The sequence below is a fragment of the Stenotrophomonas sp. NRRL B-14846 genome (assembly GCF_050473585.1).
Taxonomy (GTDB): Bacteria; Pseudomonadota; Gammaproteobacteria; order Xanthomonadales; family Xanthomonadaceae; genus Stenotrophomonas.
In genome coordinates, this window is record NZ_JBFLUN010000022.1 from 1,270,017 (window position 1) to 1,282,598 (window position 12,582).

General features: G+C 66.6%; 9 protein-coding genes. 5 read left to right on the forward strand and 4 right to left on the reverse strand.

The features are described 5' to 3' along the window. Positions 1-173 precede the first annotated feature (173 nt). From carA to AB1281_RS08195, 4 genes are all read left to right on the forward strand, one after another. On the forward strand, positions 174-1,301 hold the full coding sequence (carA, locus tag AB1281_RS08180) for a glutamine-hydrolyzing carbamoyl-phosphate synthase small subunit (protein ID WP_014646993.1): 1,128 nt from the start codon (positions 174-176) through the stop codon (positions 1,299-1,301). Positions 1,302-1,449: 148 nt separating this feature from the next. After that, positions 1,450-4,692 (forward strand): carbamoyl-phosphate synthase large subunit, encoded by a 3,243-nt coding sequence (carB, locus tag AB1281_RS08185; protein WP_430345553.1) that lies wholly within the window; start codon positions 1,450-1,452, stop codon positions 4,690-4,692. A gap of 8 nt (positions 4,693-4,700) precedes the next feature. Next, positions 4,701-5,165, forward strand: coding sequence for a transcription elongation factor GreA (gene greA / locus AB1281_RS08190; protein ID WP_026347191.1), 465 nt, complete (start codon positions 4,701-4,703; stop codon positions 5,163-5,165). Positions 5,166-5,169: 4 nt separating this feature from the next. Continuing rightward, entirely contained in the window at positions 5,170-6,087 is a 918-nt protein-coding gene (locus AB1281_RS08195) for a phosphoglycerate mutase (protein ID WP_430345554.1), read from the forward strand. A gap of 79 nt (positions 6,088-6,166) precedes the next feature. Here AB1281_RS08195 and AB1281_RS08200 read toward each other — a convergent pair whose 3' ends face one another. Both AB1281_RS08200 and AB1281_RS08205 read right to left on the reverse strand, forming a co-directional pair. Further along, a complete protein-coding gene (locus AB1281_RS08200) occupies positions 6,167-7,207 on the reverse strand; it encodes a DUF1176 domain-containing protein (RefSeq protein WP_430345555.1) in 1,041 nt (346 codons plus the stop codon). Positions 7,208-7,231: 24 nt separating this feature from the next. Next, positions 7,232-8,275, reverse strand: coding sequence for a DUF1176 domain-containing protein (locus AB1281_RS08205; protein ID WP_430345556.1), 1,044 nt, complete (start codon positions 8,273-8,275; stop codon positions 7,232-7,234). Positions 8,276-8,396: 121 nt separating this feature from the next. On the opposite strand from AB1281_RS08205, the gene recJ reads away from it, so the two are divergent. Continuing rightward, positions 8,397-10,154, forward strand: a complete 1,758-nt coding sequence (recJ, locus tag AB1281_RS08210) for a single-stranded-DNA-specific exonuclease RecJ (protein WP_430345557.1) — start codon at positions 8,397-8,399, stop codon at positions 10,152-10,154. Between the two features lie 84 nt (positions 10,155-10,238). Here the strand turns inward: recJ and AB1281_RS08215 are convergent, their stop codons facing one another. Next, positions 10,239-11,288: a DUF1176 domain-containing protein gene (locus AB1281_RS08215; RefSeq protein ID WP_430345558.1), complete on the reverse strand. Its 1,050-nt coding sequence runs from the start codon at positions 11,286-11,288 to the stop codon at positions 10,239-10,241. 165 nt (positions 11,289-11,453) lie between these two features. Then, on the reverse strand, positions 11,454-12,503 hold the full coding sequence (locus tag AB1281_RS08220; RefSeq protein WP_430345559.1) for a DUF1176 domain-containing protein: 1,050 nt from the start codon (positions 12,501-12,503) through the stop codon (positions 11,454-11,456). Between the last annotated feature and the right edge of the window lie 79 nt (positions 12,504-12,582).

Sequence of the window (12,582 nt, forward strand, 5' to 3'; positions counted from 1 at the left end):
CAATGCGCGATAACCGCTGGCGCGAGCGCCCCGGCAGCGCTACAATTCGCACTCGCCGAATCACGAAAGCCGGACCGGTCCCAGACCGTACGTCCGCGCTTTTTTGCAACCGGATTTCCGTGAAGCGCAGGCGTGACTTCGGCAGCCCCCTCGGTAGCCAAAGTGAGATTCCCGTGACCCAAGCCGCAATCCTCGTCCTCGAAGACGGCACCGTATTCGAGGGCGAATCCGTAGGCGCGCCCGGCCTGTCCGTCGGTGAGGTGGTGTTCAACACCGCCATGACCGGCTACCAGGAAGTGCTGACCGACCCGTCCTACGCCCGGCAGATGGTCACGCTGACCTATCCGCATATCGGTAACACCGGCATGACCGACCAGGACAATGAAGCGTCCAAGGTGTGGTCGGCCGGCCTGATCGTGCGCGACGTTCCGCGCCGCCCCAGCAACTGGCGCAGCCAGGTGTCGCTGCAGGACTGGCTGATCCAGCGTGGCGTGGTCGCCATCGCCGGCATCGACACCCGCAAGCTGACCCGCATCCTGCGCGAGAAGGGCGCGCAGAACGGTGCGCTGATGGCCGGCGACATCGACGTGGAAAAGGCACTGGAAGCCGCCCGCAAGTTCCCGGGGCTGAAGGGCATGGATCTGGCCAAGGTCGTCACTACCGAGAAGACCTACACCTGGACCGAGGGCCAGCTGGACCTGGATGCCAATGCTTTCGTCAGCGTGCCGGCCCGGTTCAAGGTCGTGGCCTACGACTTCGGCGTGAAGACCAACATCCTGCGCATGCTGGCCGAGCGTGGCTGCGAAGTGACCGTGGTACCGGCGCAGACCCCGGCCGCCGAAGTGCTGGCCCTGAAGCCGGACGGCGTGTTCCTGTCCAACGGCCCGGGTGACCCGGAGCCGTGTGACTACGCCATCGAAGCGATCAAGACCTTCATCGATGTGAAGATCCCGACCTTCGGCATCTGCCTGGGCCACCAGCTGCTGGGCCTGGCCTCGGGCGCGCAGACCATGAAGATGGGCCATGGCCACCACGGTGCCAATCACCCGGTGCAGGACCTGGACAGCGGCCGGGTGATGATCACCTCGCAGAACCACGGCTTCGCGATCGATGAAGCGACCCTGCCGCCGACCCTGCGCGTGACCCACCGCTCGCTGTTCGACGGCACCAACCAGGGCGTGGCCCGCACCGACGTGCCGGCGTTCTCGTTCCAGGGCCACCCGGAAGCGTCACCCGGCCCGACCGATGTCGGCCCGCTGTTCGACCGCTTCGTGGTGCTGATGGAGCAGGCCAAGGCGTGATCAGTACGCCGCCGGCCCGCCGGTGGCGTCGCGATGGACCGTAAACCCCGCATCGCTGCTGCCGCTGGCGCGGCGCTGCGGATCAAGATTCCTGATCGACAGCGTGCGATCACCCCCCTTGTCACGCTGTACTGACTTAGAGAAGAAAATGCCCAAGCGCACTGACCTCAAGACCATCCTCATCATCGGTGCTGGCCCGATCGTCATCGGCCAGGCCTGCGAGTTCGACTACTCCGGCGCCCAGGCCTGCAAGGCCCTGCGTGACGAGGGTTACCGCGTGGTGCTGGTCAACAGCAACCCGGCCACGATCATGACCGACCCGGAGATGGCCGACGCCGTCTACATCGAGCCGATCAACTGGCAGACGGTCGAGAAGATCATCGCCAAGGAAAAGCCCGACGCGCTGCTGCCGACCATGGGTGGCCAGACCGCGCTGAACTGTGCACTGGACCTGGCTGACCACGGCGTGCTGGAGAAGTACAACGTCGAACTGATCGGCGCCAAGCGCGAAGCGATCCGCATGGCCGAAGATCGCGAGCTGTTCCGCGTCGCCATGGGTGAGATCGGCCTGGAATGCCCGACCGCCGCCGTCGCCCACACCCTGGACGAAGCGCTGGAAATCCAGACCCGCGTCGGCTACCCGACCATCATCCGCCCCAGCTTCACCCTGGGCGGCAGCGGTGGCGGCATCGCCTACAACCGCGAAGAGCTGGTCGAGATCGTCAGCCGCGGCCTGGAACTGTCGCCGACCACCGAAGTGCTGGTGGAAGAGTCGGTGCTGGGCTGGAAGGAGTTCGAGATGGAAGTGGTCCGCGATACCGCGGACAACTGCATCATCGTCTGCTCGATCGAAAACCTGGACCCGATGGGCGTGCACACCGGTGACTCGATCACCGTGGCGCCGGCGCAGACCCTGACCGACAAGGAATACCAGCGCCTGCGCGACGCCTCCATCGCCGTGCTGCGCAAGATCGGCGTCGATACCGGTGGCTCGAACGTGCAGTTCGGCATCAACCCGAAGACCGGCCGCGTCGTCGTCATCGAGATGAACCCGCGCGTGTCGCGTTCCTCGGCGCTGGCCTCCAAGGCCACCGGCTTCCCGATCGCCAAGGTCGCCGCCAAGCTGGCCGTGGGTTACACCCTGGACGAACTGAAGAACGAGATCACCGGTGGCCTGACCCCGGCCTCGTTCGAGCCGTCGATCGACTACGTCGTCACCAAGATCCCGCGCTTCGCCTTCGAGAAGTTCCCGGCCGCCGATGCCCGCCTGACCACCCAGATGAAGTCGGTGGGCGAGGTGATGGCGATGGGCCGTACCTTCCAGGAGTCGGTGCAGAAGGCCCTGCGTGGCCTGGAAACCGGCAAGGTCGGCTTCGACCCGACCGGCCTGGACCTGAGCAACGAAGAAGACCTGCAGACCCTGCGCCGCGAGCTGAAGGCCCCGGGCCCGGAGCGCCTGTTCTTCGTCGCCGATGCGTTCCGTGCCGGCATGAGCGTGGAAGAGATCTACGCACTGTCGTTCATCGATCACTGGTTCCTGGACCAGATCGAGGAAATCATCGCGGCGGAAGCCGAAGTCGCTGCCGGTGGCATCGACGCGCTGGACGCCGCCCGCCTGCGCAAGCTGAAGCGCGCTGGCTTCTCCGATGCGCGCCTGGCGCAGCTGACCGGCACCAACGAAGCCGCCATCCGCGCGCTGCGTCGTGCGCACAAGGTGCGCCCGGTCTACAAGCGCGTGGACTCCTGTGCCGGTGAATTCTCCACCGGTACCGCCTACCTGTACTCGACCTACGAGGACGAGTGCGAGGCCGCGCCGAGCAACCGCGACAAGATCATGATCCTGGGCGGTGGCCCGAACCGCATCGGCCAGGGCATCGAGTTCGACTACTGCTGCGTGCACGCGGCGCTGGCGCTGCGCGAGGATGGCTATGAAACCATCATGGTCAACTGCAACCCGGAAACCGTGTCGACCGACTACGACACCTCCGACCGCCTGTACTTCGAACCGCTGACCCTGGAAGACGTGCTGGAAATCGTCGAACTGGAACAGCCGAAGGGCGTGATCGTGCAGTACGGCGGGCAGACCCCGCTGAAGCTGGCGCGCGCGCTGGAAGCCAACGGCGTGCCGGTGATCGGCACCAGCCCGGACTCCATCGACCTGGCCGAAGACCGCGAGCGCTTCCAGCAGCTGGTCGACACGCTGGGCCTGAAGCAGCCGCCGAACCGCATCGCCCGCAACGACCAGGAAGCCCTGCTGCTGGCCCGCGAGATCGGCTACCCGCTGGTGGTGCGCCCGAGCTACGTGCTGGGCGGCCGTGCGATGGAAATCGTCTACGGCGAAGCCGATCTGGCCCGCTACGTGCGCGACGCGGTGAAGGTGTCCAACGATTCGCCGGTGCTGCTGGACCGCTTCCTCGACAACGCCGTGGAGTGCGACGTCGACATCATTGCCGACGCCCAGGGCAACGTCCTGATCGGCGGCGTGATGGAGCACATCGAAGAAGCCGGCGTGCACTCGGGCGATTCCTCGTGCTCGCTGCCGCCGTACTCGCTGTCGGCTGAAACCCAGGCCGAGCTGCGCCGCCAGGTGGTGGAACTGGCCAAGGCCCTGAACGTGGTCGGCCTGATGAACACCCAGTTCGCGATCCAGACCAGCGATGAAGGTGCCGACACCATCTACCTGCTGGAAGTGAACCCGCGTGCCTCGCGCACCGTGCCGTTCGTGTCCAAGGCCACCGGCATGCCGCTGGCCAAGATCGCCGCCCGCTGCATGGCCGGCAAGACGCTGGCCGAGCAGGGCGCGACCAAGGAAATCGTGCCGGACTACTACTCGGTGAAGGAAGCGATCTTCCCGTTCGCCAAGTTCCAGGGCGTCGACCCGATCCTCGGGCCGGAGATGCGCTCCACCGGTGAGGTGATGGGCGTCGGCCGCACCTTCAACGCCGCCTTCGCGCGTGCGCAGGAAGCTGGTGGCATCAAGGCGCCGCCGGTAGGCAAGGCCTTCGTTTCGGTCCGCGATCCGGACAAGAAGCGCGTGCTGCCGGTGGCCAAGGCACTGCTGGCACGTGGCTACAGCCTGGTCGCCACCCGTGGCACCGCCGCATGGCTGCAGCAGCACGGCATGGACTGCGAGATCATCAACAAGGTGGTCGAAGGCCGTCCGCACATCGTCGACTCGATCAAGAACGGCGAGATCGTCTACATCGTCAACACGACCGAAGGTCGTTCGGCGATCAACGACTCGTTCTCGATCCGCCGCGAGGCGCTGCAGCATCGCGTCACCTACTCGACCACCATTGCCGGCGCCAAGGCGCTGGTGGATTCACTGGAATTCCGCGGCACCGGCCCCGTCTGGTCGCTGCAGGAGCTGCACAAGGAGTTGAATGCATGAGAGCCCCCATCACGATGAAGGGCGCGCAGAAGCTGCGCGACGAACTGGATCACCTGAAGTCGGTCAAGCGACCGAAGGTGATCGCCGCCATCGCCGAAGCGCGTGAGCATGGCGACCTGAAGGAGAACGCCGAGTACCACGCCGCGCGCGAGGAGCAGGGCTTCATCGAAGGCCGCATCAAGCAGCTGGAAGGCGAGCTGTCGCACGCCGAGATCATCGACGTGAGCAAGCTCAACGCCGGCTCCAAGGTGGTATTCGGCGCCAGCGTGACCCTGGCCGACGTGGAAACCGACGAAGAGAAGAAGTACCAGATCGTCGGTGACCTGGAAGCGGACATCAAGCTGGGCCTGATCGCGATTTCCTCGCCGGTGGCGCGCGCGATGATCGGCAAGCTGGAAGGCGATTCGATCGTGATCGACGCCCCGGCCGGCCAGCGCGAGTACGAGATCGTCAGCGTCAGCTACGTGGACTGACCCAGTGGCAACGGCGACCCTGCTGTTGCCGGCGCGCAGCCGCTTTGCCGCGGCTGCGCTGCCGGACGATGTGGCGCGTGCGCTCGGCCGCGCCACGACGGTGCAGGTCGCGCCGGGCGAACGCGCGCAGCTGACGCGCCATTTCACGGTCGCCGCGCCGCACTGGCCGGTGGCCGCGTTGACCCGCCAGCGCGACGTCGGCGATGCCGCCGGCGCCAGCTGGCTGCGTGCCGATCCGGCCTGCATGGTGCCGGACATGCACGGCGCGCGGATGATGGCCTACGGCGAAACGCTGCGGCCGACGCTGGCCGACTGCCTGGCCCTGCTGCCGGTGCTGCAGCCGTTGTTCGCCGATGCCGGGTTCGTGCTTGACGCACCGGACCCTTCGCGCTGGTACCTGCGGCTTCCGATCGACCTGGCCCTGCCGGATTTCGACAGTCCGGACGAGGTGCTGGGCGATGACCTGTTCTCGCACCTGCCGGAAGGCGAGGGCGGCCGCCGCTGGCGGGCGCTGATGACCGAGGCGCAGGTGCTGCTGCACAACCATTCCTGGAACCAGCAGCGCGCCGCGCAGGGACAACAGCCGATCAATTCGCTGTGGTTCTGGGGCGGCGGCGTGATGCCAGTGTCGGTCAGTACGCCGCACGCACAGGTGCGCAGCCGCGATGCGCTGCTGCAGGGCCTGGCCCTGGCTGCCGGTGTGGCCGTGGATGGCGAGCAGGCGGTGGATGCACTGGTCGACCTGCGCCAGCTGCGCTCTTTGCAGCAGCTCGGCAATGATGCGATCCGCCCGCTGCTGGCCGCGTTGAAGCGTGGCGAGCTGCAGCGGCTGGTGCTGGATTTCGAGGACGGCCTGCAGTTCCAGCTGGACCGTGGCCAGCGCTGGCAGTTCTGGAAGAAGCCGCGCCAGCTTCACGAGTGAAGCCGACGCTGCACGCTGCTGCACAGCCACTGGTGCTGCTGATTCCCCTGAAGAGCCGAGCCCACGCTCGGCTTGGGCATTACTGGACTTTCGTAACGTAGGTTGGCAACGACCAGTGCCTGCGGCTCCGGGTTGAGCAGTAGTCGCCAAGATACGTCGCGCTCAGGACCAGGCGGGAGCCATCCCAGGCCCAATGCCGGTTCGTGCCGCAGGCATCAGTGTCGGTCGCAACGCCTTCTTCCAGAAAGACGGCATGCGGGTAGAGCGGGAACAGCGTGCCCGGAGCAACCAGCGTGGGCGCGAACGGTGGACGGTCGCGGATCAGCCAGGTGCCCGCCGGCACGGCGTAGCGGTCGGTCGCGCAGCTCAACAGGGCCAGGACGTGGCTGGCGTCCACCCGTTCGATGTGGAGTTGGCGCGACGACATCCGGTCGCACGTGTTTCCTACAGCGGCCACCGGTTGCAGCTGCCGCAGCAGATCTGCCCGCTGGGCCAGCTGCGCATCGCCTGCCTGTGCTTCGGCCAGAAGCGGCGGTGCCTTGAGTGGTGGCGCGGCCACCGCAACCGGCACCTTCGATTCGGGCTGTGAACCCTTGTGCACCAGTGCGCCGGGCGTATCCATGCGACCCTGTGCTTCGTCCATCTTCAGCAGCAGCGTGCGGATTCCGCGATAGGACAGTGGCCACGCGTGTCCCGAGGCGTCGTTCATCTCGACACGCCTGCCCTCCAGCAGCGCCTCGATCATGGCGGTCACGTAATGCGCGGACAGCTCCAGGCCAGGGGCCAGCGCCTCACTCTGGCCGATGGCACCAAGGTCCTTTCCGTTCACCCGCAGTCGCAAGGTTCCTTCCGGTGCCACCGCCACGGGGGTAGGAGGCGCGTCCTCGCCGCCTTCGGCCATTGACAGCCGTGCGGTGACTGCCGTGCGTGGCCCGCCACTGCGTTCGATCAGCGCGCTCAGCATCAGCGGTGCCAGTGGACCGTAGGCAGCCAGCCGGCAGGTGCGGGTGTTGTCGCAGGCCATCACGCCGTCACCCTCCACGAACGACGTGCCAACCGGTTCCGTGGCCGTGGCCGTGGCCGTAGACGCCAGCGTCAGCGACGCCAGCAGCAGCGGCATGCGCAACAGTGAGGATGCATGCATTCAACGAATCTCGCTGACCAGGGTGGGCAGCATCCAGTGGCCGCCCGGCATGCCACGGCACAGGCCGGTGCTGAACGCACTGCTGGGCTGGAACATGCGGCCATCCCATACCCAGTCCGAGCCGGAAACGCAGTCGCCTATGCCGCGGCCCTTGTAGCGTGCGTACAGCGTGCGTTCGGCGCGCGAGAAGCCCTCTGCCTCCAGCGTGATCGTCTGCGGGGCAAACGGCGGCTCATCACGCGCGATCCAGAAGCCATTGCTGTAGTTGTATGCGCCCATCTGGCACAGCGCCTGCACCAGCACATGGTGCTCGTCCAGCCGCTCGATCACCATTTCCGGGGGGGGCTTGAACTCGATCAGGCGCGGACAGTCGTCACTGTCGCCGAGCGTGGCGATGAGGGCGTCGCGCAGCGCCTCGCTGCTGCCCAACGCGCTGTCTCCAGCGCGAGCGGTCGTCAGCGCCGCGCTCACGATCACCGGCCTGGCGCGCGCCGCCGGCACACCTGCCTCGGCGCGCGTGCCATGCCGCACCAGGGCGCCGGGTGTGCCGACCCGGCCCTGTGCCTCGTCCATCTTCAGAAATACAGCGGCGGCACCACGGTCGGATATCTGCCAGTGCGTGCCTTTGCTGTCGATCACCTCGATACGTGCCTGTCCGGGCAGGGCGGCCAGCAGCGCTTCAACCTGCGCGGGGCGCAGCGTCACGGCCTCGTCGGCGCCGGTGTCCTGCACCGGGCCCAGGTCGTGCCCGTTCACCTGCAGCCGCATCGACCCTTCAGGCATTGCGCTTTCGCCATCCTCTCCCACCCGCAGCCGTGCTTTCACTGCCGTGCCTGCACCGGCGGCACGTTCCAGCATCAGGCCCAGAAGGCTGTCTGCGTTCTCCGGGCCATAGCCGGCGGCGCGGCAGGTGCCGGTGTTGTCGCAGGCCAGGAACCAGTCGTGGTGCACGAACTCGATACCGGGTGTGACCGGCGTGTTTCCGGCGTGGGAGGCGAGCGGCAGCAGCAGGCCGGCAATCAGTGCGCACAGCGGGCGGTGCATGGCGAATTCCGTTTCAGAAGCGGACAAGCATGGGCGATCGCCACGCCTGCGCCAAGCCCGCTAGGAGACCGGCAAGCCGAGCGGGGTATCATGCGCGGGTCTTTCGTAACCGGCGATGCCGATGTCCCTTGCCGCCGATGCCATGCAGCCCACCTCTGATACGCCGATGATCCGCCGCCGCGATGCGGTCGCGCCCGGCAGCTGGCCGGAGGGCACGCTGCCGCTGCTGGCGCGTCTCTATGCCAGCCGGGGCGCCGGTACGCCGGAGTTGGCGCAGCCGAAACTGGGCAATCTGCACGCCCCCGAGCTGCTGACCGGCATCGACGATGCGGTCGGACTGCTGGTCGAAGCCATCGCCAACGACAAGCGCATCCTGGTGGTCGGCGATTTCGATTGCGACGGCGCCACCGCCTGTGCGGTCGGCGTGCGTGGCCTGCGCATGCTCGGCGCACGGCATGTCTTCCATGCGGTGCCGAACCGCATGGTGCACGGCTACGGTCTGTCACCTTCTCTGGTGGAGGAACTGGCTGAGCTGAAACCGGATCTGTTGGTTACTGTCGACCACGGCATTGCCTGCCACGCCGGCGTGACCGCGGCCAAGGCGCGTGGCTGGCAGGTGCTGGTCACCGACCATCATCTTCCTGGCCCGCAGCTGCCGCCGGCCGATGTCATCGTTGATCCGAATCTGGATGGCGATGCCTTCCCCAGCAAATCGCTGGCCGGTGTTGGCGTGATCTTCTACGTGCTGATGGCGTTGCGCCGGCAGATGCGCGAGGCCGGTGTCTTTGCCGATGGCAAGGGGCCTGACCTGACCACGCTGCTGGACCTGGTGGCGGTCGGCACCGTCGCCGACCTGGTGGCGCTGGATCCGAACAACCGTGCGCTGGTCAGCGCGGGCCTGCGCCGTCTGCGCGCAGGGCAGGGCTGTGTCGGCCTGCGTGCGCTGATCGAAGCCAGTGGCCGTGATGCCGCGCGACTGACCGCCACCGACATCGGCTTCGCACTCGGCCCGCGTCTGAACGCGGCGGGCCGGCTGGAGGACATGGCGCTGGGCATCGCGCTGCTGCTGACCGAGGATCCGCGTCAGGCGCACGAGATCGCGCAGACGCTGGAGCAGATCAATTCGGAACGGCGCGCGGTGCAGCAGTCGATGACCGATGACGCCGAGCAGGCGTTGACCCGCGTGGTGCTGGACATGGCAGGGCAGCGACCGGTCGCTGCCTGCCTGTTCGATGCCGATTGGCACCCGGGCGTGGTCGGCCTGGTCGCGTCGAAGATGAAGGATCGCCTGCATCGCCCGGTCATTGCCTTCGCCCCGGCCGAACCGGGCGCCGACACGCTGCGTGGCTCGGCGCGCTCGATTCCCGGCCTGCACATCCGTGACGCGCTGGCACTGGTCGACGCGCGGCATCCGGGCCTGATCGAACGCTTCGGTGGCCACGCCATGGCGGCGGGCCTCAGCCTGCGGCTTGATCACGTTGATGATTTCAAGGCGGCCTTCGTGGCTGTCGTGCTGGAAATGCTCGACCCGGCGGCGCTGCAGCAGCAGGTGTTGAGTGACGGCGAACTGGCCGCCGACGAGCTCGACCATCGCCACGCCGATGCATTGCGCCTGGCTGGACCATGGGGCCAGGGCTTCCCCGAACCGCTGTTCGATGGCCACTTCGAAGTGGCCAACTGGCGCGTGTTGAAGGAGCGCCACCTGAAGCTGGAACTGCGCCTGCCCGGCGTACCCGGCACGATCAACGCGATCCACTTCGGTGGCTGGCACGGAAACGCACCGGGCCGCCATGTGCATCTCGCCTACCGGCTGGCCTGCGACGACTATCGCGGCGGCAGCGCCATCCAGCTGATCGTCGAGCACAGCCTCCCCGCATGAAAAAAGGGGACGGAGGGGATTAAGTCGCAAGTGGCAAACAAGGCACAAGCGACTTAATCCCCTCCGTCCCCTTTTTCTGTGGCGTCAGCGGACCTCGCTGACCAGCATCGGCAGTTCCCAGGTGCCCCCTGGCACGCCCCGGCATAGTCCAGGTGCCACCTCCGACGTCGCGATGAAGTTCGTCCCGTCCCACGTCCAGGCTGCGTGCGAAATGCAGTCAGCGAGGCCGCGGCCCTTCTGCGCGGCAATGATCTGGCCATCGTCGTAGTCGATGGCATCGCTGGTCACCCACTTTGCCTGGAACGGCGGCTGTGGGCGGGCCACCCAGTAGCCATCGCCGCTGTTATAGGCCGCTCGCCAGCAGGGCACGTTGACCAGCACGTGCTGTGCGTCCAGGCGGCGGACCTCCAGCGGCGAGTTGCTCAGCGGAGTATCGGCATCAGCTTCCTGAAGGCCTTCGCAGCTGTCGCCCTCCAGCGTGGCACGCAGAGCAGCGCGCAGGGCGGGTGAGGCGGCCAGTTTCGCAAACGCCGGATCATCCGGGGTCGAGTCAACGGTAGCGGCCTTACGCACCACTGGCACCGGCAGGGCGGCGGGAACGTCGGATTCAGGCGTACTGCCCTTGCGCATCACCGCGCCGGGTGTGCCGAGGCGTCCCTGGTACTCATCGATCTTCAGCAGCACCGCTGCCGCCCCCTTGTCTGACAACGGCCAGCGATGGCCCGCGCCATCGGTCACACTGACTCCACCGTCGCGTACCAGCGCGGACAGCAGTGTGCTGGTCTGCGCGGCATTCAGGCTGTGCGTGCCTTCGCCCTTTGCGGGTGCCAGAACGCCCAGATCCTGCTGCTGGATGCGCAGATGCAGTGCGCCCTTGGGCTGGGGCTGGCCTTCTTCCGGCTGCAACGACAGGCGGCCCTGGATGGCCTGGCCCGGGCCACCCTTGCGGGTGAGCAGCACACTCAGGGTGCTGCCATCGTCGGGGGCATAGCCAGCGGCGCGGCAGGTCAGGGTGTTGTCGCAGGCCACGATCCAGTCGTGGTGCTGGAAATACAGGCTCTTGGCCGGGGTAGCGGCACTGGCGCTCAATGGGCAGGCCAGGGCCAGCAGGGCGGCGGGGAGGAGGGATCGCATCGGCATCCTTGCACGTGGGGAAAGTGGGGCATGGTGCCTGCTGGTGGGGGCGATGAAAAGCTGCACGGTGTTCAACCCCGTTCCGGCCGTTCGCGCGTTCAAAGGTCCACGATCCCACTGGAGCCCTGCAATGCCTTTCGTTCGTGGTGGCAAGGTTCTCAGCGTTCATCGCACTTCGGTGACCTGCGTAGGCAACTGCCAGGTTCCATCAAGCACATGTCGGCAGAAGACGCTTTTCGTAGCTGAGGTCGCAACGAAGCGGGTGCCATTCCAAGTCCATGATTGTTCGGACCTGCAGTTGGGCTCGGAGCGATCGGATTGGGAAGCGATGATCTCTCCATTTCCGTAGGAGGTGGCGTCACTGGTCACCCAAACTGCCCGAGAAGGCGCTTGCTCACGGATGACCCAGTAACCATCGCCGGTGTTATAGGCCGCGTCCCAGCAGCGCATGCTGACGAGCAGGTGCATCCCATCGAGGCGTTGGATTCCCAGTGGCGAGTTCTGGAGGGGTGGGTCCCGATCAGCATCGAGCAGTCCTTCGCAGCTCCGTTCCTTCAAGGTCGCGCGCAGTGCTGCACGCAATGCAGGCGAGGTTGCGAGCTTGGCGAATGCCCGGTCATCGGGCAAAGAGAACTGCGTCGTCGCCTTGCGAATCACCGGCTTTGGTAGTGCTGCCGGCACACTGCTCTCGGCCGCCACGCCCTTGCGCATCAGCGCGCCCACCGTGCCCACGCGGCCCTGGAAGTCATCGGCTTTCAGCAGCACCGCTGCAGCGCCCTTGTCCGACAGCGACCATGCATGGCCGCCAGAATCGATCACCGTGATGCCGCCATCGCGCACCAGCGCCGACAACAGGGTGGCGGTCTGTGCCGGGCTCAGCGCGTACATGCCTTCTTCCTTGGCCTGCGTCAGCACACCCAGATCACGCTGCTTGATACGCAGGTGCAGGGCGCCTTGGGGCGACTGCTGGCCGTCGATCGGCCGCAGCGACATCCGGCCACGAACCGGTTGCTGGGGGCCACCATCGCGGGTCAGCAATACGCTCAGGGTGCTGGCTTCGTCACTGGCGTACCCGGCGGCACGGCAGGTGCGGGTGTTGTCACAGGCCACGACCCAATCGTGATGCTGGAAGTAGGCTCCCTCGGGCATCGTGGAGGCGGCTGCAACCAGCGGAGATGACAGGACGAGCAAGGCAGGCAGGAAAAGGACGCGCATGCACATTCTCAGGTTGGAAGGGGAGGTCATATAGGCTGGGCGTTGGTAGGGTCGAGAACCACCATCAAACCGGGTCAAC

Excerpts from the sequence above, each read along its gene's own strand:
- carB (WP_430345553.1), top strand. The coding sequence starts at position 1,450 with ATGCCCAAGCGCACTGACCTCAAGACCATCCTCATCATCGGTGCTGGC.
- AB1281_RS08200 (WP_430345555.1), bottom strand. The coding sequence starts at position 7,207 with ATGCCGCTGCTGCTGGCGTCGCTGACGCTGGCGTCTACGGCCACGGCC.
- AB1281_RS08205 (WP_430345556.1), bottom strand. The coding sequence starts at position 8,275 with ATGCACCGCCCGCTGTGCGCACTGATTGCCGGCCTGCTGCTGCCGCTC.
- recJ (WP_430345557.1), top strand. The coding sequence starts at position 8,397 with ATGTCCCTTGCCGCCGATGCCATGCAGCCCACCTCTGATACGCCGATG.
- AB1281_RS08215 (WP_430345558.1), bottom strand. The coding sequence starts at position 11,288 with ATGCGATCCCTCCTCCCCGCCGCCCTGCTGGCCCTGGCCTGCCCATTG.
- AB1281_RS08220 (WP_430345559.1), bottom strand. The coding sequence starts at position 12,503 with ATGCGCGTCCTTTTCCTGCCTGCCTTGCTCGTCCTGTCATCTCCGCTG.